Below are 24,770 nucleotides of genomic sequence, written 5' to 3'. Positions count from 1 at the left end.
TACGGTACGCGGGTCAAAGATAACCCGTTTTAATTCCCAGTTTCTTCATTTTTGAATACAGCGTCTGGGCGGGTATGCCCAGTATTTCTGCGGCGCCGCCCATACCTGATACGCGGCCTTTGCAGGCCTTGAGTGTTTTGAGGATGTGGTTGCGTTCGACGGTCTCGAGTGTTTCAAGGTTGGTGTCGGTAGGTAGAGCAGATTGATCGGCCATGGTTAATTCGATGTGCTCGATGGGGTTGCCACCGCTGAGGATGACCTGTCGTTCGATGACGTGCTCCAGTTCGCGGATATTACCCGGCCAGTTGTATTGGGTCAGTGACTGCATGGCCTGTGGGCCCACGGCGGGTATTCCTTTGGGTGAGTTGTCGCGGAACTTGTGCAGAAAGTATTGTACCAGCGAAGGGATATCATCGGGGCGTTCGCGCAGGGGCGGTAATACGATCGGGAATACGTTGAGCCGGTAGTAGAGGTCGAGGCGAAAGCGGCCATGGGCTACTTCTTTCTCGAGGTGGCGGTTGGTGGCGGCGATTACGCGCACGTCGACGGGAATGGTGCGGTCGCCGCCGACCCGTTCGATCTCTTTCTGTTGCAATACGCGCAACAGCTTAACCTGTGCTTCGGGCGGCAGTTCGCCAATCTCATCTAGGAAGAGGGTGCCGCCTTCTGCCTGTTCGAATTTGCCGATCCGCTTTTGGTTGGCCCCGGTAAAGGCGCCGCGTTCATGTCCAAACAATTCCGATTCGAGCAGGGTGATGGGGATGGCGCCGCAATTGACAACGATAAAGGGTTTGTTCTTGCGGTTGGATCGCTTGTGTATGGCTTCGGCAAAGCGTTCTTTGCCGGTACCACTTTCGCCGAGCAGCAATACGCTGGTGGTGGTGGGGGCTACGGCGTTGACCTTGTTGAGGGCTTCGTGTATGACGGCGCTGTTGCCAATGAGGTCGTTGCTGTCGTAGGCAGGTACGGGCGTATGGGTGGTGGCGGGTGCTGCCACTTCTTTGATGGTGCCTTTCTCGATGCCGTACCGGTAGCGGGCAATATCGAGCATGACGAACAGGTCCTGCTGCCGGAAAGGCTTCACAAGGAAGCCGTAGGGCTGTGTCGCTTTGGCGGCTTCGAGGGTTTGCTCATTGGTGTTGGCAGATATATAGAGAAAGGGGATCTTTTGGGCATGCAGTTCCTTACCCAGTTCGATTCCGCTGGTAGGGGTCTTCAATACGATATCGAGCAAGACCCAGTCGGGCTTTTTGGCTTCTATCAGTTTGCGGGCCTGTTCTACCGATGCCGCCATGCCTACCACTTCATGTCCCCCTTTGATCAGCATCATGCGGAGGTCGTTGCCCACGATGAACTCGTCTTCTACTATAAGCAGTTTTTCCTTGCTGTTATTCATAATGATTCGCTGGTTCGTTTGTTATGGTCTGCCAACGGAAGCGCAGGTCGATGGATACGCCCTGGTCGCTGCTGCTGAGTTCATAGGTGGCATCGAGTTGCTCGGCGAGGCCCTGCATGAGGCTCATGCCCAGGGATGGTGCTTCGCCGGTTGGTGGCTGGTCCTGCATGCCGGTGCCGTCATCGGCCATGTGCAGGCTGCACCAGGCATCTCCTTCACTTTTCAATGCCAGTTCGATGGTGCCCTTGCGGCTGCCGGGAAAGGCATATTTAATGGCATTGCTGATGGCTTCGTTCAGGATCAGGCCGATCGGTACCGCCTGAACCACGTCCAGTTGTATGGGATCGTTGTCGATCCTGAAATAGATCCTGCCGGCTGTATCGAATGAGCTTTTCATATAGCCGATGAGATCGGTGATGTAACGGCTCATGTCGATCTTGCCGAGGTTTTCGGGCTGGTACAGTTGCTGGTGAATGAGCGACATGGCGTACATGCGGTTCTGACTGTTTTTGATGGCAGCGATCGCGTCGGCATTGTCGAGGTACTGTGACTGGGTGTTGAGCAGGCTGATGATGATCTGCAGGTTATTCTTGACCCGGTGGTGTATCTCTTTGAGCAGCCATTCCTTTTCACTCACCAGTTTTTTTAGTAACTCATTCTGGTGGTTGATCTCGTTCTGCTGTTGCTCGAGTGCAAAGGTAGTTCTTTTCCGGAGTCGGTAGCGGTTGTACAGCAGGGCCAGGAATACGAGCAGCAGGCAGGTGCCGCTGATGATCACATTGCGTACTACTTTTTCTTTGCCCAGGGAGGCTTGCTGCAATTCGTTTTCCTGTGTCAGGAATTTGATGTCCTGGTCTTTGCGTTCGGATTCGAACTGAAGTCGGAGTACTCCCAGTTGGCGTGATTGGTAGTTGCTGTTGAGCGAGTCGGAGAGGAGCTTGTATTGCTGAAAATGTTGCAAGGCCGCCGCTGTATTGTGCAGCGCGGAGTCGGTCTTGAAGGCGAGGTATTTGCTGTCGGCACGTCGCAATAGGGAGATGGGTGCTTCATCCTGCTCGAAGGCGTGGAGGTAGGGGATCGTTTCTTTGTATCGTCCGCGTGCCTGCAGGTAATTGATAAGGCCCAGGCGTATGATCTGACGGCTGGAGCCGCTGAATACCGGGTTGCTCATGGCGCGGTCGAGTTCGTGAAAATGAATTGCTGCTTTGTTGTATTCTCCGAGGGCTGTATAGTTTTTCAGGTAAATGAGCTCGGGTTGAACGCGTTCGTATTCATTGCCTGGACGAATGTATCGCATGGCGATGGCCAGGGTGTCTATGCTGCGGCGCAGTTCTTTTTTATTGCTGAGTGCATCGGCGATGTTGAGCAGCAGTGTTTTGGTGGCAGAACTGTCATTGTTGGCCCTGGCGCAGGTGAGGGAGCGGTTGAAGAAGTCCATGGCCTGGTCGAAGTAGCGGATGCTGTAATAGTTGAGTCCGACGCGGTTGAGTATAGTGGCCATGAGCGGACCCGTCTCGTGCAGTTTATCGCCGGTTTCCACGGCGAGCAGGTTGTAGCGTAGCGACTGTACAAAATTGTTGTTGCCGTGGTAGGCTTCGCCCAGAATGGAATAGACGCCCTGCAGGCGTGGGTATTTTAGCTGCTGGTAAGCGGTAAGACTTTCGAGGCCTACTTCGATGGCGCGCGGGTATTGACGTCCCAAGGTATACAGGTCTGCCACGAACTCATTGATCTTGGCGGCTTCCAGGGTATCGCCAGCCTCTTTGAACCAGGTGGCTCCCTGCTGGTAGCAGGCGATCTTTTGCGGCAGGTCCTGCTGTTCATTGGTAAAGGTACCTCCCCGCTCAATGATGGCTTGTGCTCTTTCTGCCAGGGTACCGTACGCGTCGAGCAGGCGGATGGCTTCATCACTGTGTTTTTTGGCTGCTGGGTGATCGCCTGCTTCACGCATGATCTTGGCCTGTAGCAGGTGGGCCAGTCCATGGCATCGGTGATCATCGTTCCTGTCGCCCAGCGCATTGATCTCGGCAGCTGCTGCGGTGGCCGCCTGCAGGTCGGCGGCTTGGGTGCCAGACCGGTCGAGGCATTCGTTGCCAAAACGGTACAGGGCGTTTATGCAGGCGGTATCATCGTGCCTGGTTTGAAGGATTTGGCTGATGCGGGTACGGTCGGCGGCTGTTTGGGCTGTCATGGTCAGTGGCAACGCGAGAAAAAGCAAAGCGATCAGGTTGGTGAGGGCAGTTCTTGGGCACGGGATCATTCGGCTGATTTAAGATTGGCGGGGTTTCCGGATAAATAACAGATCACTACGGCGCCTCCGGGCAGGATGATGGCGCTGAGGCCCTGCCAGTGGGCGAGGAGGGCACCGCAAACGCAGCCCAACAGAAACCCGCCGATCAGGATGTATTGTTTGCGAAGACTTTCTGCGACGTCCCTGCTGTTGCTTCTCCCTTTACGCAGCAGGCTACCGAGATCAAGGGCCGTCTGGGTAACATTGCCGGTCATGATGGTGGTGGGGCCAAGGGTTTCCTGGGCGAATAATCGCCCAAAACTGTTTTGCAGTCCCATCGCAAAGACGGTGGTGAAGGTGATGATAAACGCGCCCGTATTTTGCCAACTGCCGGATGCGAACGGCAGGAGGGTGGCTGCTGCGCCGGCCATCAACAACAAAATGCCTTCAACGAGGAGTAGCTTGTATTTGTGTTGCCGGCGATCGGCCATCCAGCCGCCTGCCATGACGGCCAGGATGAATACCGGTAGGGTGACCAGTTTGAGCCAGGATATGCTGTTGTGGGTGCCCAGCACGAGTTGTGCGGCAAAGACGATGAAGTTACCGGTTACGTGCGCCGAAAAGATCGAGTCGCCGGCCACGAAAGTGGCGGTGTCGCAATAGCCGGCGACCCATGCGAGCAGGAAGGTGGCTCCTTGTATGCTGTGTGGTTTCTCTGTCATGTCTGGTTTTGCCTGGTAGTGCCCTGGTAACTCTCCTGTCCGGGTTGCCTGGCTGGCACATGGGTAGGGCAAGTTCGGGGCCAGGTTGTAATTGCTTGATTGGTAGTTGTTTGGTGGCTTGTCTGGCTTCGCGGACTTTACGGTATATCGTAATTTTATGATGGCCATCAGGCAGCTGCGGCCCCGGCTGGTGGGCGATGGTTAATTGCTTGCATGCCCGGTTCCATGCTGTTAAACCGGCTTTTCACACATTATTGGGATGGTTTTGTGCTGCCGGCTTACGATTTTTGCGGCTATGGCTATTGAAATACTTAAGACAGAAGTCCTTTCGAACAATTGGTATACCCTGAACAAGATCACATATGAAATTGATGGGGCGGGCGGTGAAAAGAAGGTGCAGGTCCGCGAAGCGTACGACCGCGGAAATGGCGCAGCGATCCTGCTGTACAATCCTGCGGCGCAAACGGTGTTGCTGACCAGGCAGTTCCGGTTGCCGACATATATCAACGGCAATCCCGATGGCATGCTGATCGAGGTATGCGCGGGTTTGCTGGATAAAGACAATGCGGAAGACTGTATTCGCCGGGAAGCGGAAGAAGAGGTGGGATACCGGATCGGGAAGGTGGAGAAGGTGTTTGAGGTGTATATGAGCCCGGGTTCGGTGACGGAGATCTTGTACTTGTTTTTGGCAGAGTATGATCCGTCGATGAAGGTGCATGAAGGTGGTGGACTGGAGGAAGAGCAGGAAAATATCGAAGTGCTGGAGATTGGTTTTGCAGAAGCGACCAGAATGATGGGCACCGGGGAGATCCGCGATGCGAAAACCATCATGCTGTTGCAGCATTTGCAGTTGCGGCTAAAAGCTAACTAGGCATCGAGGCAACCAGGCAAAAAGCCATCGCGGTAAAAAGGCAATCCCGGCATACGCCAGGACAACGAGGTTACCAGGCAGAGAAGGCAACCAAGTAAGGCTGGCAATCATTGAGAACATGGGTTTGTTGCTATGCATTATAGCGAAGATCGTTGTTTTTTGGTCTGCGAATTCCTGCTTTTAATTACCGGAATGCAATCTGCCTGCAACCTGCTATGGGTGCCAGACCATCCATCCCTGTAATTTGCCTAACTTGCCGGGGTAAAACGATCCCTCTACTTTTCATGGCAAATAACTCTCCGCTGGTATCATCGCCTGTACGTTCCCTGGAATCGCTGGAACAGGAAAGGCAGATCTTGCTCGATCTTGGCAGTGATATTACGCGTGTGCGTGACAAGAACGACCTGATCGTACTGTTTTCGCAGCGCATCCGTAGCCTGTTTGAATTTACCCATACCATCGTCAGCCTGATCGATCTGCAAGACGATACTTATACGCCCTTTCTGCTGGATCATCTTTCTTCGCCATTGCGCACGGATGAACGGTATGCCCAGCTGGTCGTCACTCATTTTAGCCTGAAGGAGCCGTTTATCCAGTCTGTGCTGGCCAGTGATGGCCCTGCCTGTTTTCTGTTGGAAGATATCGTCGATCAACCGGATAGTCCGGTCTTTCTGCGCGTCAACTATGATGCCGGGGTGAAGGAGATCATGATGACGACCTTGCGCAACCAGGGCAAGCCGATGGGCTTTCTGCACATGTATTCGAAGTATGCCCATGGTTTTTCGCCGGAGTTCATCAGCATCATCAAGGGAATCGCGCCGCAGTTGTCGAGCGCTATTTCCAATATCATGAAGAATGATGAGCTGGTCTGCAAAGAGCAGGAGAAATCGTTCCTGCTGGAACTGAGCAGTGATATCGCCGGCGTGCGCACGAAGGAGCAATTGGCGGAAGCGGTACATGCTGCGCTCAGTCAACTGAATCCCTTGCGGGGCTATATCATTCGCCGGATCAATGACGATGGTACTACCCTGAGCCCTTATATCGTTGATGCCACTATCTTTTCGCCCGATGATCCGGAGGTGCAGGTATTGATGCAATCCAGTTTTGAGGTCAATGATGGTTTGCAAAACCGGGTACTGGATAGTTATATTCCTTTGCTGTTTAGCGTAGACCGGGAGATAGAGCGTGGGGTGGGATCATCCTACCTGCCGTACTGGAAAAAGAAGGGCTATAAAACCATCGTGGGCAACCGGCTGCGCAGCGGCGATACCAACCTGGGTATTCTCTGGCTGGGTATCGATGATATCAATATCCCGCTGTTACAGGGCATCTGTGCCCAGATATCTACGGCGATGGCGAATATCCTGGCCAACGAGCGGGTGGCCAGTCAGCAGGCCGAGCAGGCCTTTTTATTGGGGTTTAGTAATGAGGTAGCCCAGGTTCGCTCGAAGGATGATCTGCAGGCAGCGATCTTCAAAGTGCTGGATAAGATATTGCATACCCGGCTCGCGATGCTGCGGGTGATCGATGAAGATGGAGAGCACATGAGCCCGTTCATGTTTGATCAGGGTTTGTTTGAAACCGCCCAACAGTTGTTTATCGGGAAGAGGGATGCTCCGGTGACCGTGGCGGAACACTACAATGCGTTGGTGTTGGCCAGCGAAGAAGGGCTGGTCTTCAGTATAGAAGAGGAATTGAAAAAAGGCAGTAGTTATGCCTTGCTATGGCAAACGACCGGATTGCGGAATGTCTATGCGATGCCGCTGCGTATCCGCAATGCCAATATTGGTACTTTCTGGTTGTTGGCCAATCAGATGAGCGATTGGTTACTGAAAGGCCTGTGTGCGCAGATCTCGATTGCTATCGACAATATACAGGCGAATGAGCGTTTGCTGGCTTACAAGAAGCGGCTGGAAGTGGAGAACGACTACCTGAAAGAGCAGATCAAGACCATCTATAATTTTTCGGAGATCATTGGCCGTGGGGAGAAGATGCAGGAAGTGTTCCGCTTGCTGACACTCGTGGCCGATTCCAATTCGACCGTATTGGTGACGGGAGAGACTGGTACGGGCAAGGAGCTGATCGCGCGGGCGTTGCACAATGCCTCACCAAGAAAGGACAAGCTGATGGTGAAGGTGAACTGTGCGGCATTGCCGGCTAACCTGGTAGAAAGTGAGTTGTTTGGCCATGAGCGCGGCGCCTTTACCGGGGCCATCGACCGGCGCATCGGTAAGTTTGAGCTGGCCAACCACAGCAGCCTGTTTTTGGATGAGATCGGCGAGTTGCCGCTGGAGTCGCAAGCCAAGTTGTTGCGGGTGATCCAGGAGCGGGAAGTAGAGCGGGTAGGGGGCAAGCAAACCATCAAGGTGGATGTACGCCTGATCGCTGCGACGAACCGGAACCTGGAAGAGGAAGTGAAAGCGGGTCGTTTCCGGGCCGACTTGTATTTCCGCCTGAATGTATTTCCCATCGAGTTGCCGCCGCTGCGGGAGCGTGCGGAGGACATTGAACCGTTGACTTATTTCTTTGTCGATAAATTTTGCAAGAATACGGGCCGTAAGATCCGTAAGATCGCCCCACGCGTGATCCAGCAATTGCGCAGCTACACCTGGCCGGGTAATGTACGGGAGTTGGAGCATCTCCTGGAAAGAACGGTGTTGTTATCGACAGATGCCGTGTTGCAGGAGATCGATATGCCACGGCACGCCGCTTCAGACGACAAAGCGGAGCCGGCCATTCTGGGCAACCGTACGCTGGAGGAGGTGGAGCGCAGCTATATCATCGAAGTATTGCGCCGTTGCGGGGGTAAAATATCGGGGGCGGGTGGTGCTGCCGAAGTGCTGAACGTGCCGGGCAATACCTTACACTCCAAGATGAAGAAGCTCGGTATCACAAAGGCAGACTATTACATTTAATGCCTCTCTTATTTTCCTCATTCTATTTAGTGAATAAGCTAGTGCTTTCACTGTATTTCGTGAATAATAATACTGGCCTTTCCTGGTAATCTACTGATTAATAGCGGTTTGATGTGTTGGCATGTCGTTGGCCTTATATAGGGTACTCAACAAAAAATGCAAATCATGAAAATCGTAGTTATCGGAGGCACGGGCCTCATCGGCAGCCAGGTAGTCAATCATCTTCGCGCAGCAGGTCACCAGGTGATCGTAGGTTCTCCTTCTACCGGTATCAATACTTTGACAGGTGAAGGACTGGCAGAAGCCATGAACGGAACCGATGTGGTCGTCGACCTCGCCAATTCTCCCTCTTTTGAAGACAAAGCCGTGATGGACTTCTTCCAGACAGCCGGCAAGAATCTGCTGGCCGCCGAAGTAAATGCGGGTGTGAAACTCCACGTCGCTTTATCCATCGTCGGGGTGGACCTGATGCCGGCGAGCGGCTATATGCGCGCCAAGGTGGCCCAGGAAAAACTGATCCAGGAATCGGGCGTGCCATATACCATTGTTCGCAGCACCCAGTTCATGGAGTTTACACCTGCTGTAGCGCAGGGATACACGAAAGACAATGAAGTGCAGATCTCTACGGTTATTTACCAACCTATCGCGGCGAAAAATGTAGCTGAGTTTGTAGCCCAGGCTGCGCTGGCTGCTCCGGTAAACGGCCACTATGATATAGCCGGTCCCGATCGTGATACCATGGACAAGTTTGTAGGTCGTTACCTGACCCACCTCAACGATCCCCGCAAAGTGGTTCCCAACAATGAAGGCAATTATTTCGGCGCCATCAATAACAAGGGCGAGAACGTGCCTGCCGGTGAAGCGAAGATCGGTGCTGTATCCTTCGATCAGTGGCTGGAAAGCGTAGCTGTACCTGCTTAAAAGACTTGCTTTCGGGCGCAGGGCGGCATGCAGGCGTGCCTGCGCCAGAGAGACTCTTCTCCTTAGTCCTTTACATCTAAAATCTACCAGTATGTTTCATTACCTGATGCATTCTTTCTGGCCTCCGTTTGGCCCCAAGCCCGAAGGCCCTGCGGTGAATCCTTTACACGGCGAAGAGCTGCCCGCCAATGAGGGCGGCGAGTTCCTGGATGATGCCCTTCGGGAAGAAGACCGGCAACGGGATTATACCGAGCTGAACCAGGAGCGCGACGAACTTTTGTAAACCTCTCCATATAACGATTATGAAGCACTATAATAAACTATCCGACGCGGTGAATGAGCTGCGGAACGAAGGTTACGCAGAAGAATTACCCGATGAATCTTTCTGTCTGTATTGCAACAACCTCGAGTTGCGGATCAATCCGGACCTGCACGTGGACCAGCGGGTACACGTAGGTCCGGCTGATCAACCGGAGGCTGGTGAAGTGGTGTATGCTATTTCTACCCCCAATGGCGTGAAAGTAATCGAGGTGGAAGAGGAAGGCAAGCCGCAAGGGCCTCAGGCAGCATAGAGGAAATTTCGGCCCTCCATTGGCAAAGGGCTCCGCCAATGGAGAGCTTCTATCCGGCATTTCTTACGGGTTTCCGTTTTTGGTAAAAGGTTTTCGAGCGTCGGCAGCTACGGTCCTGTGGCTCAAAGGGTTGCCCCGGCGGAAAATATTCCGGATTGCGGGGAGATTTTCCGCATCCGGCATCCGGTTTTGGGTATGAAATGGCAATTTTGCGCCTCAATTGCATGGCTATGTTGCGTAAGACGGATTCCGTTTCGGGTAAAAAGAAGGCTGGGAAAGACTCGAAGGGGCTCGCTAAAAAGCTGGCCGGCTGGCTGCACCTGTGGCTGGGACTGGCTTCCGGGCTGGTTATTGTCGTGGTGGCCCTCACTGGCGCCATTTACGCCTGGCAACCTGAGTTGTCGGAGGCGTTGTACGATCACCTGCACGTGCAGCCCCAGGAAAAACCTTTGGCCCCACTATCTCAGTTGAAGGCCACCGCCGAAGCGGAAATGCCCGGTAAAAAGCCTACCCGTATCAGTTTTGCCGGTCGCGACCACTCGGTGGCCGTCAGTTTCAACAATGCCAAGGCCGGTTACTACTATATCGTTTACCTGAATCCCTATTCGGGCGAGGTGATCCGGGTGCAGAACATGGACCGCGAATTCTTCCGCCAGGTGCTCAATGGACATATGCACCTCTGGCTGCCCGATCCGTATGGCGCCGGCATCATTGCTGCCGCTTCCCTCATTTTCCTGGTCATCATCATTACCGGCCTCATCATGTGGTGGCCGCGTAAGTGGACCAAGGCCATCCGTCAGCAAAGCTTCAAAGTAAAATTGAACGCTTCTCCCAAACGACTCAATTACGATCTCCATAATGTACTCGGCTTTTACGCTTCCTGGGTCATGTTGTTTACCGTACTGACCGGGCTGGTATGGGCCTTCGATTCGGTGCGTGATGCCGAATACTGGTTGTTCAGTGGCGGTAAAAGTTTCCCGGCGCCCGACAAGGTCAAGTCGGTGAAGCCTGAGCAAGCGCTGGCAGACAATCCGCTCGACAAGATCGCGGCGCAAATGGTCGTGCGCTATCCCGATGCCGGCAAACTGCAATACCAGTTGCCTCCAGCGGCTACCGGGGTGATCACGGTGCGGATGTTTCCCGAAACGAAGCGCTTCTACAACGCAGACTATCTCAGTTTTGATCAATATACCGGGATCGAGATCCCGAACGGCCCCCGTGGTCCTTATGCCACTGCCAATGGCGGTGACCGCGCCAACAGGCTGACCTTCGACATCCACACCGGTATGATCGGTGGTGTTCCCCTGCGCCTGGTCGTGTTCCTGGCTGCCCTGGTAACGGCTTCGCTGCCCATTACCGGATTCTACATCTGGTGGGGGAAAAAGAAGAAGCAACGAAAACCCGCGCTCAAAGCGGTACGGTCTGTCAGGCTGCCCCAGTCGGCTGAGTTGGCCAACTAAAGATTGCTCTATGCTATTGTTCTGGTGCGTCTGCTCCCTGGGGAGCGGGGAGGATATTATTGTCCGTGCGTACCTGGTAAGCTCCAGCTGATACTGGAAGAACGTTGTAATCATCTGATCGCTATAAATACTGTAGTATGAACCGCATGCTTTTGTTGTTTTTAGGAGTGTTCTCTTTGACTGTTGTTGCGCAGGCGCAGGACGTGGGTTCTGTGCTTGGCCATGTGCTGCGTGAGCAGGGTGGTGTATTGCCCCTTGCAACGGTCGCTTTGCAAAAAGGCGCTACGACCACTACGGACGATGCGGGTCGTTTTATCTTGTTGAATGTACCGGCCGGTAAGCAATCGCTGACCGTTAGTGTGGCGGGCTATGCTACCCGTACGGTGACGGTAGTTGTGCAGGCTGGTAAAGAACTGACGATTGACCTCACGCTGGCGGCGGATGGCGTGCTGAACGAAGTGGTGGTCACGGCCGGCCGTAAGATAGAAAGCATCCGCGATGTACCTTCTTCGGTGACGATTGTCGGCGCGAAGCAAATTCGCGAACAGGCGGCGATCAATTCTTCGATTACCTCTATTCTCGGTAATACCGTACCTGGCCTGGGTACGTTTACGAATAAAGCCACGAACTCGGGCCAAACCTTGCGCGGCCGTTCGGTGCTGGTATTGATCGACGGTATACCCCAGTCAACGCCGCTGATGAATGGCAGCCGTGACCTGCGGTCGATCGACCCGGCGGTGATCGAGCGGATCGAAGTGATCAAAGGGGCTACTTCCATCTACGGCAACGGATCGGGCGGTGGTATCATCAATATGATCACCAAAAAGCCCGATGGCTCAAAGGCCATCAGCGGGGAAACGCGCGTGGGTGGTACCGGTAACCTGACGCATAGCGACAATACCCTCGGTTATCGATTGTCGCAGACCCTGCATGGTATGGTCAACAAATTCTCCTATGTCGTGAGTGGCGTGTACGAGCGCACGGGCGTACAGAAAGATGCCGATGGCAACGTGATTGCACAGGCTGACGGGTTGAGCGAAACCCGCTTATTCAACGGCTTCGGTAAACTGGGTTACCAGATCAATGCCAACCAATCGCTGACCTTCTCTTTCAATTTCTTTCAAAGTAAACAACATGCTGAGTATATCAACAAGGCGGGTAAGTATGATCAATACCCCGCTGTCGGTGTGCCCGGCGTAGATCCCGGTGAGCCTGCCGGTACGCCGCATAGTCACAATATGTACCTCAGTTACCGGGTGAATAACCTGCCCGGCAGAACGAACCTGGAAGTATTGCTGTATGATCATAAGTTTCAGTCACTGAACCGGTATGTGGAGAAGTCTAACAGCTGGTACGGTCCGGGGCAAACGTATATCCAATCCTGGAAGCAAGGGGTGCGTGCCAACCTGAGCACACCCTGGAAGATCGACCAAGCTGGTTTTGACCTCACCTATGGGGCCGACCTGTTGAAAGATAAAACCAACCAGGTGCTGACCGACGGGCGGGTATTTGTGCCGGATATGAATATGACCAACCTGGCGCCTTTTGGGCAGCTGAAGGTGGACCTGTTTGATTTTGTACTGAAGGGCGGTATTCGTTACGAGAATGCCCGCATCAAGGTCAAGGATTTCAATACCATCGCCAAGGGGCCCAACGGTCAAGGCAGTATTGCCATCAAGGGCGGAACGCTGAACTACAATGCGACCATGTTCAATGTTGGCTTGCGGTACAATAAGCTGGCAGCGTTCAGTCCGTTTGTGAGCTTCTCGCAGGCGTTTGGTTTGAATGAACTGGGCCGTGTGTTGCGTACGGCCACGGAAAATACATTGGATCAGATCACCACCGATCCGGTCATTACCAATAACTACGAAGCAGGCTTCAGTAGCCAGCTGGGCCCAGTAAGCTTTACCGGCGCGTACTTTGTTAGTACTTCCAAGCTCGGCGCCAACCTGGTAGAGCAAGGTGGTATTTTTGTAACACAGCGTGAGCCGGAGCGTATCTGGGGATACGAACTGGTGGCTGATGTGAAGGTGCTGCAAAACCTCAAGGTGGGTGGTAGCTACTCGTATGTGGAAGGTAAAGCGGAAAGCGCCACCGGCAAGGTGTACATGAACGGTGAGCGCATCATGCCACCCAAGGGTACAGGTTATATCAACTACCTGCCGATCCCGGCCGTGAACCTGCAGTTCTCGATGGTGTACACCGGTAGCCGCGACCGCTTTGCGAAGCGCAGCAATGGGGTGTATGGATTGAGTGAAGGGCCGGTCACCGATGTCACTTATTTCAACTTCAATGCGGGCTGGAATATCAACTCGTCATTCAACCTGACCATGGGTGTGGAGAATGTATTCAACCAATCTTACTATCCGCCACGCAGCCAGTACCGTGTGCAGGACCTGGAGTATGTACAGGGCAATGGTGCCAGGCTGAACTGGAGTGTGGGGTATAGATTTTAGGCACCGAGGCATCCAGGCAACGTAGGCAACAAGGGAATGGCATACAGTCAATTTCCCGATCTCATAAATGGATTTTCCAGATAGGGGCAGGATTGAGCGAGTAATCGTTTCAATTTTGCCCCTAAATATTAACTGCAATATGAACCGCGCTCAGCGAATCCTCTTGTGCCTCACGCTCCTGGTTTCTTTTTCTTCGTTTGCCCAGAAGGGCGGCCTTTTCGGTAAGGTGACCACGCCCGATGGTTTGCCCCTTGGCCAGATCAGTATTACCCTGGTGGATACGCGTATCGGTACGCAAACCGATGAAAACGGTGTGTATGCCATTCGTAACCTCAAGGCGGGTACCTATACGGTGCAGGTGTCATTTACCGGCAGTGTCCGGGAAACCAAGTCGGTGACGGTGGGAGAGTCGCCGGTAGAAATGAATTTCAGCATCACGCCAGAGACCAAGCAACTGGAAGAGGTGATCGTGGAGACCGGCAAGATCATGAACCGTGCCGCGTCTACCTCCAACAAACTTTCGCTGAGCAACCTGGAGACGCCACAGATCGTGCATTCCATTTCCAGCGTGGTGTTGCGCAAGCAAAATGCCATGACGCTGGAAGATGCGATGAAGAATGCCCCCGGAGTAACGAAGCTGTGGGACGCTACCAGCCGTCCGGATGGTGGGTCTTTCTTCGTGAGCCGCGGTTTTCAAACGTCTACCAAGGTGCGCAATGGTGTGGCCAATATCGTCAATACCAACGTAGAGATGGCCAACCTCGAGCGCATCGAGGTAATCAAGGGCCCATCGGCCACTATGTTTGGCAGCATCATTTCATCGTATGGCGGGTTGATCAACCGGGTAACCAAGAAGCCTTATTTCAAGGAAGGTGGTTATGCGGATGTATCGTATGGCAGCTATAATTTTTACCGGGCTTCTGCCGATGCCAACTTTGTGCTCACCAAAGACAAACTGGCGGCACGGATCAACGTGGCCGGACAGAACCAGGATAGCTGGCAGGATGCGGGCTTTCAACGCAGCTATATCATTGCTCCCTCTATCTTATACAAACCCAATAACAAGCTGTCGGTGAATGTGGATGCGGAGATCGTAGGCTCCAAGGGCAATGGCAACGGCGGTAATTTCCTATTTGTGCTGACGCCCAGTATGGTGAACGGTCCCTTGCGGCAAATGCTGGGACAGATGCTGCCGCCTGCCCAGGTGGACGCGATCATGTCGCAAGCGCCGCAAACCTTCAAGCAAGCCTTTGGTACGGACCGGGTGGATGAATTCAAAACCAGCTATGACCGTTCTTTCCTCAACGATGATATCTATGCTACTACGCAGTCGAATGCGTTCTTTGGAGAGGTGAATTATAAGTTTTCCCGCCACTGGAATGCGCAGTCGGTGATCACGTACAGCAATAGTCACAACAGTGGTTATACATCTTACCAATACCTGATTCCCAATTATGTCGGCAACTTCATCAACTCCCTGCAAACAGGGGTGCCCAATTTCGGAACGCCAGGGCATGATAGCCTGGGCCGCATGGTGTGGAATCCCGTAGGTAGTACGAAGACCTTCAACTTCCAGCAGAACTTCAGTTCTGACTACCAGTGGGGTAAGGTGCGCAACCGCGCCGTAGCCGGTTTCGACTTTGCTTATTACCGTTCGCTGGTGATCTACAACCGCTACTATGGTAGTCTGTATGGGGTGCCTTACCCCGACCTTTTTGATATCGTAGACATCAACGGTCAGTCGCCCAAGATGAACCAGTTTAACAAAGAGAACGTGCTGAATGCGTTTGCGACGCGCCCAGGTGGTACGCTGCCTTATGACCAGGAGTCGAGCGTGTACAGCGGGTATATCAACAACGTGACGAATATTACCGACTATGTGATCGTATCTGCCGGTGTGCGGGTGGATCATTTCAAGAATAAGATCATGGACCAGGGGCAAACGAAGTGGTCGCCCAAGGTGGGGTTGATCCTGATGCCACTGAAAGAACAGCTGACCGTATTTGCCAACTACCAGAATAGCTTTACCAACAAGTTTGGTGGTGACAAGAACAACAAGCCTTTCAATCCGGAAGAAGCCAATCAGGTGGAGTTTGGTGCGAAGTACAACCTCTTCAAGAACAAGCTGACGGGTAGTGTAAGTTATTATAATGTAAAGGTGAAAGACGTGATCCGTATGGACCTGAGCGATCCGATGTTCAATATCCAGGATGGTGAGCAGCACAGCAAGGGTATCGAGGCGGAGATCGTGGCGAACCCTTATATAGGCTGGACGATCCTGTTTGGATATGGCTACAACGACAGCAAGTATGTAAAGGCGGATGCCGATGTGGAAGGGTTGCGCCCGGTAGGTACCGGTCCGCGCAATACGGCTAACTTCTGGACCAACTACACCTTTACCAAAAATACGTTGAAGGGACTTGGCATTGGCGTGAGTGCCAACTATGCGGGTGAGGCGAATGCCGTGAACCAGCATCCTGATGGTGCTTTGATCCTGCCGGCGTATTCCGTGATCGGTGCGCACGTAACGTATGATACAAAGCGATACCGCCTGGGTGTGAAAGTGAATAACATTACTGATAAAGAATACTGGATGGGCTGGAGTAACTATATTCCTCAGATGAGGCGTCAGTTGATCGGCACCATCGCCGTGAAGTTTTGATTTAAGATCAGTGGCTTCTGCCGCATTGGACCATGCTAATGATTACCAGGCACCGGTGTTCTCGCCGGTGTTTTTTATTGCAATAAGGGGTGAAAACACCCGTACGCATCCGGGTAGAACCATTGATCTTTACGGCGGATTTACAGCGCTGGTGTGCATCAGGCAACGGGTGTTTGTGATACGGCGATCCGGGTTCCTGCTCCCGGCATGGTATTGAGGTTGACCTGGTAGCGGATCTGCCGCGCCCGGTATTGTATATTCTGCAAGCCATATCCTTTTTTGACGGTCTCGAGGTTGAAGCCGGTTCCGTTGTCGGTGATCAGTACCTGTAGCTGGTTGCCCTTGCTGGATATCAGGATATTGATGTGGGTGGCCTGCGAGTATTTGATGCTGTTGTTGATGGCCTCTTTACAGATCAGGAGCAGGTTGCTCTTTTCTTTTTTGGTGAGTCGCCGCTTACCGGTTTCGAAAGATGTTTTGATGCTCGTTTCTATATTGACGGCGGCTGATACCGGTGCGGCAAATTGGTTGAGGCGGGTGATCAACTCGTCGACGGTATCCATGTTGTCGTCGAGTACCCATAACATATCGCGGAGTTCGGCTGTTGCCTGCTCCATGCTTTTTACGATCTGCTGCAGGTTGGTTTCCGTTTGTATTTTATTGAGTGCCAGGTTGGCGAATATCTTGATGCTATTGAGTGTGCTGCCGAGGTTGTCGTGTAAGTCGGCGGCGATCTCTTTCCGGATATGTTGTTGTTTTTGCAGTTGGTAGAGGCGGTATCGGTAGGCCAGGTAGATCAGCATGGCGATGAGGAAGGAAACCAGTACGCGGAACCACCAGGTCTGGAACCATTGTGGTTCGAAACGAAGTACCAGTTCGCGTGGCTGACTCCAATTGGGTTCGCTATTGGCGGCGCGGACCTGCAGGTGATAGGTGCCGGGTGATAGTCCGAGCAGTTGTATAGAGTTTTGTGTTCCCAGGTCAATCCATTCGTCTTTTAGTTCAGCTATTTTGTATTGATAATGTACGCGGTGAGGATTTATATAATTCAAACCATTGAAGTGCACGGTTGTTTGCAGCACATTGTTGCCGATGGTATAGGTGTTTGCTGCGAGGTTGACGGTGTCGATGAATCTGTTGCCGGATTGTTGCAGGGTAATACCGGTAAAGCTCAAAGCTGGTATGGTGATGGGTTCGGCTAATTGTGACGGGTCGATTTCTACCCACCCATTGGAGCCGCCAGCATAGAAATGACCGTTGTACGTGACACCACTGGCTTCTTCGAAGGTGTTGTGTTGCAGGCCGTCTTCTTCGTAGTACTGGCTAAGTTGTTTATTCGCCACCTGAAAGGTGGTGATGCCGAAGTTGCTGGTGAGGTAGAGCAGGGAGTCTTTGTAATTGAAGAGCTCGTATACGCCGGTATTGGTCAGACCGTCTTTCAATCCATATTTCCGTATGAGGTCCCAGTTTTTATTCAGTTGCAGCAGGCCATGGCTGTAAGCGCTGATCCAGTAATGATCTTTTGTTTCTGTTATTTCCATAAAGACGCCCATGGGTTGTTGGGTGCGTGGATCGCGTAGCAGTACTGTTTTGAAGGTGGTGTCGGCGGGGTTATAAATGGCAATGGAATAATCGGAGAGGACGATGGCCCGCTGTTGTCGATCGATATATATGGTGTTGACGTTGTTGGTGGTTAGGTGAATTGCGTCGGAAGTTGAGGCTTTTTGGAGGTGGGTCAGTTGGTGCCGGTGTTTGTTCCATAATAATACGCCGGCGTTGGATTCTGTGCCGATCAGGGCCATGGAGTCGTTGAGGTGACCGATGCTGTTGAACTGCCATTGAGCATACGGCTTGAATTCCAGAAACTGGTCATGTACGGGTAACACGCGGTTGTTGCTGTAAAGCCGAATGCCCGCTTTGCCGGAAATGAGCAGGTCGGTAGGGGTGAGGTGAAATATGTTTTGTACACGGCCCTGACCATACAGCAGCGTTATCTGTTGGCCCCGCACCTGCCACAATCCATCTTCGGTACCTGCCAGCATGTTGTCCGGAGCGAGCGGTTGGAGGGCATATACGTGACCCAACTTGTTCTGGTAATGTTCTCCGTTACGCGTGGGCAGGAAGGGGGATGGTTCGGGACCTATGAGTGCGAGCCCCTGTTTACAGCCTACCCAAATATTGCATTGATTGTCTTCAAAGATATAGGTGGTGTTCATCAACCATGAACTATACTGCTGGTCGGCTGGTTGCAGGGTTTGCAGGAAACGTGTATGCGGGTTGTATTGGTGGAGGGAGGAGCCGGGTATGAGGAGTTGTCCCTCTTTACCGGTAAAGACCTGTTCGGTGATGGTGCTGGTGGTGGAGGGGCTGCTGAATGGTATGGTAGCGGGTAATGCGGAGGTACGGTAGTGGCGATCGTACCGGATGCGAAAGAGGCCCTGTGTTGATCCCAGCCAGTACGTATCACCGCTGGTAAAGGCGCTTGATTTGGGCCAGAAGTTGCCGGCGTCATTGGCTGAAAGAAAGGTGTCGGCCCTGATTGTTTTGAGTAGTTGTTGCGATTTGGTATCGTACAGGAGTAGCCCGTATTTGGCGACGCCAATCCAACAAATGCCGTTGTGGTCCGTGCTTATGGTCCATATCTCTGTGGAGTTGAGGCTGCGGAAGAGTGCTGTCAGTGTTGCCGGGACGGCTTCGAAGTGACCAGTAAGGGTATTAAATATTTCCAGTCCTGCGGAGGTGCCGATATACATCTTTTCGTTGTACAGGGTAGCGCAGATGCGCCATTCCTGGCGCAGGTCGAGGTTGTCGTATGGATAGTTGCGGGTTACGTCGCCCGTAGCCAGATCGATGGTACTGATACCTCCATCGCTGCCAACGACCCACAGTGTTTGCAGATCGTCGGCGAGCAGGATCTCCCTGACGGTATTGGTCAGTAACTGCTTTTGGGGATGCAGGTCTTTGTTGTAAATAGTAAAGGTTCGTCCGTTGAAGCGGTTGAGCCCGTCTTGTGTGGCGATCCACAGGTAGCCGTATTTGTCTTGCAGGATCTTGCTGATATTAGGACTGCTCAGTCCCTGTTTTTGCGTGTAGGTGTTGATGTTGCGGAAAACGGTTTGCTGGGCGCTGCTTGCAATTTGTATGCTTGTCAACAATAAAACAACAATAATATGGGAGACACATCTACGCAATTGGAATGGCTTGTAGTAGCGCTGTTTTACAATAACTCATGTTATGATATAGAGAATCAGGCTGATAACCCAGGATACGTGAAGATGGAACGACAGAAGAATAGCTTCTTTAGTGCTATTAAAGATAGCGCGTTCTCGGACAAGATAAAAATTTTTATCGTAGAAGCCCGGATCGGGAAAACGGCTGAAAACAAGATTATTCAAAGGATCTGTATTTGTGAAAAGGTGGAGAATAAGATCACTGACTGGCTGATCACGCCGCAGGCTAACCTCGCCTTGTTATCCGATAAAGATGGTATTGCCGACATTTTGCGGGCATTGGTGAACGCTTATCCTGCGAAAAAACATATCGTCATCACAGCTGGTCATGGTTCTTGTTTTGGTATCAACTACCTGCCGCTGGGGCAGATCACGGAAGCAGGCGCCAAAGATGATTCGAATAAGGCTGTTTCTTCTGTTATCGATGAATCTGATCCGGTTATACAGCCAGGTTCGATCACCAAAGAAATGGAGACCTTTACCAGGTTCGATATAGGATTCAATGGGAACCCCGACGATCGGCTGTTGTTCAAATTATCGGCAAGCGGGAACGGTATGAAGGAGGTTGAAAAACAGCAGGATGAATTCAACCTGTTGACCAATATCGAATTGAGCGAGGCCTTGCGCAGCGTGTTCGATAAGAGCAACAATGGTAGCAAACTCGATATACTGGTGATGTACAATTGCCTGATGCAAAATCTGTTTACCCAATACGAGTTGCGCGAAGCTGTAGACTACCTGGTGGCGCCGCTGACGGGTATCTGCCATCCGGGATATGACTATCGCTTTGTATTCAAGGAACTGACCGCAATGCCTACAAAAGAAACGGATGTCGTGGCACAGTTGTTTCTCGAAGCGGCGAGAGACGACCGCAAGGACACGCACCGGGCGTATTTCGGAGATATACATAGTACCTGGAAGGTATGTGCCGTGCAGCTGGACAAAGACAAGTTCGAAGACATCCAGGCCAGGTTTGCTTCCCTGCTCGGGCAGGTGGCCGGGTTGATGAACAATCCGTTTGTGCTGTATAGTCTCCGGGTTGCCAACCGGCAGGTGTACAATTATGCGCAACATAGTTTGCCGGAGGTGAAGATCGTCGACCTGCCCATTCTGTTGACCTACTGGCTTGAAAAAATAAAGGCATTTCCAGCTTTGCAGTCACTGGAAATGCCTATCAAAGATCTTTTAGAAAGCCTTGCCCAGGTTAGATCCTTTCACTTTACCGGCAGAGATCTGTACAAAACCGCTTTTTTCTACGTCGACGAGGGACTGGCTGCCACCATGCCTACCGGACTGGGTATCTGGTTTCCGCATACTGCACCGAAGGAGGGTAACCTGGTATTCCGTGAAATTCTGAATCCCAATGGCCTGCAGCAAATTGTTCCCAATTTTGTGGTCAATAGCGCCTACGGACAGGTATTCGGTCAGTATATCAGAAAATTTGGTTGATCAGATAGGGCCGACGATGGGATTCTGTGTTTTGATGTTTTGTGTTTTGCCAACACCGCCCAGGGGGGAGAGGGTAATGACGATGTCGCCACTGCCGCCGTCATTATCTTCTTTGTCCTGGTTGACAAGCATTTTGCCCTCACTGAAAGGGATATCGATGGATTGGCCTGCCGGGTTAAAAGCTTCAAAATAGATCTGATTGGGAAACAGTTTTTCATGCAGGACCGGATCTTCGATCGAGACGCCGTTGGCATCTTTGAAGTCTGCAAATTTACTGATCACATTGGTGGCCTCTGCGGGGGAAATGAATAACTCCAGCGAGAGATTCCAGGAGCCGTCGGCTTCGTTCCTGGTCAGTTTCATTCCTTTCGCGGTGGTGCCATTGATTTCCAGCTCTACTTTCTTACCGCCTGCAAAGAATACCGCGTTTTTCTTGGTGATAGACATGTGTGTTTGGTTTATTTACTGTGATGAATACCGTAAAGTTATGCCGCCTGCCTTCCTGCAATGACCCGTGAAAAGGCCCAGATCCGGTGGTTGAAAACACCTGTACGCATCATTTGGGTGGTAAGGCGAACGATTCGCCGGCCATACAAATTGGTGGTAAAATGAGACGATATGGGGAAGGGTTGAGACGGAAGGGTGTTATATTCGACAAAACTTTAACCTATGTTGAAGCCGGTCGCTTTGCCATCCAGGACTGCTTTACCTTTTCTGCTATTCCTGCTCCTTGCCGTTACGGCATCTTCCCAGTATAACTGGCCCGCAGGCCAACTGTTGCCCACGTTTCCGGCTCCTGCTACGACGCAGGACCTGATCCTGCTGCGCCAATCCAGCAGTCGCTGGGAAGCGGAGGGTGGGTCTATCGGGCATGGTACGGGCCGGCTGGAGACAGATGGCTGGCTGTGCCAGACGGGCATCGACGCGGCCAATGCCCATATGGTGTATGGTCCCTACGACAGCAGTATTCCGCCAGGGCCCAATGTGGCGGAGTTCAGGATGAAGGTCGACAACAACACCGCCAACAATGATCCCATCGTCGATATCGATGTGCGCAATGCGACATCAGGCGCTATTCTTGCCACACAGACCATTACCCGGCAGCAATTTACGGCTGCAGGTTCCTATGTCAACTTTACGTTGCCCTTCACCTTAACAGCGGCCAATCAATCGCTCGAACTGCGGGTATACTGGCGCGGAACTTCCTATACCAAGGTAGACTGGGTGGCGGTGCAGCAGAATGCTTCTTCTGCAGAAATGTATTTGTTTGCCTCGCTCAAAGGCATCGTGAACCGTACGCAACCGCGCATTTTCAGTTATGAAGGCGACGCCTTTGCCGAAGGCCAATATACCTGGCTGCAATCGCTGGGCATGAGCTGGAACGAGCCGGCGGATAAGTGGAGCCTCATCACCAAGTACAGAAGTGAGTTGCTGGGGCTGATCGTGTACGATCCGGCACAAACGGCTACCATCAACCTGGCCACCGTGCTGGCACGGGGGCAGAAGGCATTGATCGCTTCGCCGGGTTTGTTGTCGAAGTTGCAGGGGGCGCCGTATAACCTCCCCATCATTACCGACCTGCGTAACCAATACACCAGCAAGCTGCAGGTATACCAGGCGCTGTACAATACACATTGGCCCAATCTCGATAAACGGGTGCTGATCGGCCTCAACCCGGATGTGCACAAGGCGGCGCTGCGTGAGTACGCGGTGGCCATTGGCGCGGCGACGCTGTGGCTCGATCCCAATGTGGCGTCGGAGAGCACGTTGCTGAATAGCTTCCTGTCGTCGATGCCACCGGGTGCCAATGTGATGGGCTGGTGGCCGGAGGAAGCGCCGGGTGTGCAACGAGCTTCGACCTATGGCATTGCTACGATTGCCAGCGACTGGTGCAGCAACCTGACGATGCACAGCGGCACTGCGCGGACGATCAACCTGCAAACGCCTCCTGCCAAACCAACCCTGCAAAATAAACTCTATGTAGCCTTTATACTGAGTGATGGCGACAACCTGCAATACATCGAACACCTGATGCGCAAGTTGTGGAACAACCCCGACCGGGGCACGGTACCGATGGGCTGGACCTTATCGCCCGCGATGATCGATGCCATGCCGGGTGCGTTGAACTTCTATGCGCAATCGGCTACGGCTAACGACAACCTGATCTCTGGTCCGTCGGGGTATGGGTATGCGTATCCGAATAATTTCCCCAATGCCGCTTCGCTGGACCAGTTCGTGTCGCAAACGGAACGCTATAACCGCAAGGCGGGCTTCCGGGTAGTGACGATCTGGAATACGATCACCGGGGGTATCAATGCGAATGTGGGGCAGAGCTTTGCGGACAATGCGCCTTCGCTGCTGGGATTGACGGCGCAGAATACTGGTGGCGGGCTGACGGTGTACAGCGGTTCGCTGCCGGGACAGGCGCTGTCGTGTAACTACTGTACCAATGAGCAGGCGATGAAAGATCATATTGCAACGGCGGCGTCGGGCTGGAATGGTACCTCACCGCGCTTTATCATAATTCAGGCGCAACCCTGGACGAATGTGACGCCTACGAGTTTCAAGAATGTGGCGGCTTCGCTGGGCAGCAATTATGTGGTGGTGCGGCCCGATCATTTGTTTCAGCTGCTGCGCCAGGCGAATGGACTGGTGGTAGACCCGGGGCCGAAGGGGCAGGATATCACGGATTTTGGCGGCACGGTGAGTGCGCAATACCAGACCGGGTCACCGGCCGGAGAGGAGTACACCAAGCTGATCGATAACCATGTGCGGGCAAAGTATCTCACGTTCAACGCGAGTGGCTGGGTACAATACCAGGCCAATTCGCCGTATACGGTTACGGGATATTCTATAGCGTCGGCCAATGATGCGCCGGAACGTGATCCGCTAAGCTGGACCTTGCAGGGGTCGAATAACGGGACAAGCTGGACGACGATCGATACGCGCACTAATCAGGATTTCCCCAACCGGTATCAAACGAAGACCTTTTCTTTTACCAACACGACTGCCTACACGCACTATCGGCTGAACCTGTCGAATAACAGCGGCACCATTTTGCAGGTGGGCGAGATTGAGCTGTTTGGCACCGGGGCCGGCGCTCCGTTCTTCGTGATGCGCGGGGAGGAGAAGCGGTAAAGTGCGCTATATTCGACGGATACTGTCCAGGAGCGCCGTGATCACGTCTTTGAGGTAGCGCTGCCCGCCCTGGCTGATGATCGGATTGCAAACGGGTTATCCTGCATCCCGCAATCGGCATCAATTCCTTATTTTTGGTTCCGAACTATGAACGGAGCCGATATTTTACAAGCCCATATTGCCAAAATGGTGGCGCTGACGCCCGAGCAGCATGCTGCGATCTTTGACCGCTTTACACCACTGTCACTGAAGAAGGGGCAGTCGCTGATCCACGAGGGAGACCGGGTGGATAGCGAGTATTTTGTACTGGAAGGCTGCCTGAAGTCGTATTTCGTGAACGACGAGGCCAAAATGTTTATTCTTCAATTTGCTATGCCTACCTGGTGGGCTTCCGATTACCAGGCTTTGTACAGTGGTCAGCGGGCCACCATTACCGTGGATTGTATTACCAATGCTGAAGTGCTGAAGCTGTCGAATGCCGACCGGGAGGCCTTGTGTGCGGCCATTCCGGCTGTGGCGCATTTCTTCCGCTGGCGTACCAACCGCGGGTATGTGGCCTTGCAGAAAAGGCTGTTATCGTTCATGAACAACGATGTCAAGATCCGGTATGAAGAGTTGCTGCAGCAATATCCCGAGCTGTACAACCTGGTGCCGAAACAACTGATCGCAGCCTACCTGGGTGTGTCGCGCGAAACCCTCAGCCGGCTGTACCATCCTTAAAGGGGCGTTGCTCCCCGAATGTGACCCA

General features: G+C 52.8%; 16 protein-coding genes. 11 read left to right on the top strand and 5 right to left on the bottom strand.

Annotation, left to right across the window (positions count from 1 at the left end; translation table 11 throughout):
• Positions 1–13 precede the first annotated feature (13 nt).
• Genes P2W70_RS21070 through P2W70_RS21060 form a run of 3 tightly spaced genes read right to left on the bottom strand, consistent with a single transcriptional unit; the run spans position 14 to position 4,348 of the window.
• A complete protein-coding gene (locus P2W70_RS21070; protein ID WP_276483501.1) occupies positions 14–1,396 on the bottom strand; it encodes a sigma-54-dependent transcriptional regulator in 1,383 nt (460 codons plus the stop codon).
• The gene (locus tag P2W70_RS21065; protein WP_276483500.1) at positions 1,389–3,656 is read right to left on the bottom strand and encodes a histidine kinase dimerization/phosphoacceptor domain -containing protein; all 2,268 of its coding nucleotides are present in this window, start codon (positions 3,654–3,656) and stop codon (positions 1,389–1,391) included. The genes P2W70_RS21070 and P2W70_RS21065 overlap by 8 nt, the downstream gene beginning before the upstream one ends.
• On the bottom strand, positions 3,653–4,348 hold the full coding sequence (locus P2W70_RS21060; protein WP_276483499.1) for a YoaK family protein: 696 nt from the start codon (positions 4,346–4,348) through the stop codon (positions 3,653–3,655). The genes P2W70_RS21065 and P2W70_RS21060 overlap by 4 nt, the downstream gene beginning before the upstream one ends.
• Before the next feature lie 295 nt (positions 4,349–4,643).
• Here P2W70_RS21060 and nudK point away from each other — a divergent pair, with 295 nt between their 5' ends.
• The 8 genes from nudK to P2W70_RS21020 all read left to right on the top strand — a co-directional run bounded on the left by nudK (position 4,644) and on the right by P2W70_RS21020 (position 16,205).
• Complete coding sequence (nudK, locus tag P2W70_RS21055; RefSeq protein WP_276483498.1) at positions 4,644–5,219, top strand: GDP-mannose pyrophosphatase NudK; 576 nt, start codon at positions 4,644–4,646, stop codon at positions 5,217–5,219.
• A 284-nt stretch (positions 5,220–5,503) separates the two neighbouring features.
• Complete coding sequence (locus P2W70_RS21050; RefSeq protein WP_276483497.1) at positions 5,504–8,134, top strand: sigma-54-dependent Fis family transcriptional regulator; 2,631 nt, start codon at positions 5,504–5,506, stop codon at positions 8,132–8,134.
• Positions 8,135–8,299: 165 nt separating this feature from the next.
• Complete coding sequence (locus tag P2W70_RS21045) at positions 8,300–9,055, top strand: SDR family oxidoreductase (protein WP_276483496.1); 756 nt, start codon at positions 8,300–8,302, stop codon at positions 9,053–9,055.
• Between the two features lie 91 nt (positions 9,056–9,146).
• The gene (locus P2W70_RS21040; RefSeq protein ID WP_276483495.1) at positions 9,147–9,338 is read left to right on the top strand and encodes a hypothetical protein; all 192 of its coding nucleotides are present in this window, start codon (positions 9,147–9,149) and stop codon (positions 9,336–9,338) included.
• A gap of 19 nt (positions 9,339–9,357) precedes the next feature.
• Complete coding sequence (locus tag P2W70_RS21035; RefSeq protein WP_276483494.1) at positions 9,358–9,627, top strand: hypothetical protein; 270 nt, start codon at positions 9,358–9,360, stop codon at positions 9,625–9,627.
• Positions 9,628–9,857: 230 nt separating this feature from the next.
• A complete protein-coding gene (locus tag P2W70_RS21030; protein ID WP_276483493.1) occupies positions 9,858–11,087 on the top strand; it encodes a PepSY-associated TM helix domain-containing protein in 1,230 nt (409 codons plus the stop codon).
• A 137-nt stretch (positions 11,088–11,224) separates the two neighbouring features.
• Positions 11,225–13,543: a TonB-dependent receptor gene (locus P2W70_RS21025; RefSeq protein WP_276483492.1), complete on the top strand. Its 2,319-nt coding sequence runs from the start codon at positions 11,225–11,227 to the stop codon at positions 13,541–13,543.
• A gap of 139 nt (positions 13,544–13,682) precedes the next feature.
• On the top strand, positions 13,683–16,205 hold the full coding sequence (locus P2W70_RS21020; RefSeq protein ID WP_276483491.1) for a TonB-dependent receptor: 2,523 nt from the start codon (positions 13,683–13,685) through the stop codon (positions 16,203–16,205).
• 158 nt (positions 16,206–16,363) lie between these two features.
• Here the strand turns inward: P2W70_RS21020 and P2W70_RS21015 are convergent, their stop codons facing one another.
• Positions 16,364–19,357: a ligand-binding sensor domain-containing protein gene (locus P2W70_RS21015; RefSeq protein WP_276483490.1), complete on the bottom strand. Its 2,994-nt coding sequence runs from the start codon at positions 19,355–19,357 to the stop codon at positions 16,364–16,366.
• 18 nt (positions 19,358–19,375) lie between these two features.
• On the opposite strand from P2W70_RS21015, the gene P2W70_RS21010 reads away from it, so the two are divergent.
• Entirely contained in the window at positions 19,376–20,884 is a 1,509-nt protein-coding gene (locus P2W70_RS21010; RefSeq protein WP_276483489.1) for a clostripain-related cysteine peptidase, read from the top strand.
• On the opposite strand, the gene P2W70_RS21005 is transcribed toward P2W70_RS21010, so the two are convergent.
• A complete protein-coding gene (locus P2W70_RS21005) occupies positions 20,885–21,331 on the bottom strand; it encodes a hypothetical protein (RefSeq protein WP_276483488.1) in 447 nt (148 codons plus the stop codon).
• 222 nt (positions 21,332–21,553) lie between these two features.
• On the opposite strand from P2W70_RS21005, the gene P2W70_RS21000 reads away from it, so the two are divergent.
• A complete protein-coding gene (locus P2W70_RS21000; protein WP_276483487.1) occupies positions 21,554–24,022 on the top strand; it encodes a discoidin domain-containing protein in 2,469 nt (822 codons plus the stop codon).
• A 147-nt stretch (positions 24,023–24,169) separates the two neighbouring features.
• Positions 24,170–24,742 carry a Crp/Fnr family transcriptional regulator gene (locus P2W70_RS20995; protein WP_276483486.1) on the top strand — a complete coding sequence of 191 codons (573 nt, stop codon included), beginning with the start codon at positions 24,170–24,172 and terminating at the stop codon, positions 24,740–24,742.
• Positions 24,743–24,770: the final 28 nt, after the last annotated feature.

Origin of the sequence: Paraflavitalea pollutisoli (assembly GCF_029360705.1) — a bacterium.
Classification (GTDB): domain Bacteria; phylum Bacteroidota; class Bacteroidia; order Chitinophagales; family Chitinophagaceae; genus Paraflavitalea; species Paraflavitalea pollutisoli.
This window is presented reverse-complemented; position numbering and strand designations above follow the sequence as displayed.

Coding starts and splice junctions, on each gene's coding strand:
- P2W70_RS21070 (WP_276483501.1), bottom strand. CDS start 1,396: ATGAATAACAGCAAGGAAAAACTGCTTATAGTAGAAGACGAGTTCATC.
- P2W70_RS21065 (WP_276483500.1), bottom strand. CDS start 3,656: ATGATCCCGTGCCCAAGAACTGCCCTCACCAACCTGATCGCTTTGCTT.
- P2W70_RS21060 (WP_276483499.1), bottom strand. CDS start 4,348: ATGACAGAGAAACCACACAGCATACAAGGAGCCACCTTCCTGCTCGCA.
- nudK (WP_276483498.1), top strand. CDS start 4,644: ATGGCTATTGAAATACTTAAGACAGAAGTCCTTTCGAACAATTGGTAT.
- P2W70_RS21050 (WP_276483497.1), top strand. CDS start 5,504: ATGGCAAATAACTCTCCGCTGGTATCATCGCCTGTACGTTCCCTGGAA.
- P2W70_RS21045 (WP_276483496.1), top strand. CDS start 8,300: ATGAAAATCGTAGTTATCGGAGGCACGGGCCTCATCGGCAGCCAGGTA.
- P2W70_RS21040 (WP_276483495.1), top strand. CDS start 9,147: ATGTTTCATTACCTGATGCATTCTTTCTGGCCTCCGTTTGGCCCCAAG.
- P2W70_RS21035 (WP_276483494.1), top strand. CDS start 9,358: ATGAAGCACTATAATAAACTATCCGACGCGGTGAATGAGCTGCGGAAC.
- P2W70_RS21030 (WP_276483493.1), top strand. CDS start 9,858: ATGTTGCGTAAGACGGATTCCGTTTCGGGTAAAAAGAAGGCTGGGAAA.
- P2W70_RS21025 (WP_276483492.1), top strand. CDS start 11,225: ATGAACCGCATGCTTTTGTTGTTTTTAGGAGTGTTCTCTTTGACTGTT.
- P2W70_RS21020 (WP_276483491.1), top strand. CDS start 13,683: ATGAACCGCGCTCAGCGAATCCTCTTGTGCCTCACGCTCCTGGTTTCT.
- P2W70_RS21010 (WP_276483489.1), top strand. CDS start 19,376: ATGGGAGACACATCTACGCAATTGGAATGGCTTGTAGTAGCGCTGTTT.
- P2W70_RS21005 (WP_276483488.1), bottom strand. CDS start 21,331: ATGTCTATCACCAAGAAAAACGCGGTATTCTTTGCAGGCGGTAAGAAA.
- P2W70_RS21000 (WP_276483487.1), top strand. CDS start 21,554: ATGTTGAAGCCGGTCGCTTTGCCATCCAGGACTGCTTTACCTTTTCTG.
- P2W70_RS20995 (WP_276483486.1), top strand. CDS start 24,170: ATGAACGGAGCCGATATTTTACAAGCCCATATTGCCAAAATGGTGGCG.